The 506-nt window shown below is 67.4% G+C and carries 1 pseudogene; it reads right to left on the bottom strand.

Going from position 1 to position 506, the window contains the following annotated elements:
- Positions 1-72 precede the first annotated feature (72 nt).
- Positions 73-506 (bottom strand): annotated as a pseudogene (locus tag AC066S_RS39145) (RNA-binding protein); the annotation flags it as partial.

Below are 506 nucleotides of genomic sequence, written 5' to 3'. Positions count from 1 at the left end.
CGCGTGGCCAAAAGGTGCTGTACTCCTGCAGGCATTCGCCCGGGACATCCTCCAACTTCCATTGCCGCTGCGCTACTGCGCGGCCAGCGGCATCTTCTCTATCTCTCCGACCCAGTGCTCCGCGTCCAGCGTGCCTGCGGCGAAGTGGCCGACCATCCCGAACACCGCGTCAGAGAATCCCCCGACGTTCAGGATGTCGCTGCGCTCGGCGGCCTGCGTCGTCGCATTCGGCTGGATGTCGATGCACACCAGCCGCGCCTGCGGGTTGCGCTTCTTCAGCGCCTCCCACTCGAGCATCGTCCGCGTCGCGCCATGGCGCCGTGCGTCCACCCAGGATTCGTTGTCCGATACCAGGATCACCAGGTCCACGGCGGCGCGCTCTCGGTTCAGCAGGGCCAGCGGCGCACTGCAGTTCGTCCCGCCGCCACCGATGGCGGCCAGCGCCTGCGCGTTGGTCATCACCGAGTCGCGGGCATTGAGCCGCAGCTTCACCACCTCCTGCTCGA

This window comes from Bradyrhizobium sp. CFUWI (genome assembly GCF_056429085.1).
Note: the sequence above shows the minus strand (reverse complement) of the source record. Positions and strands in the feature narration are given on the sequence as shown.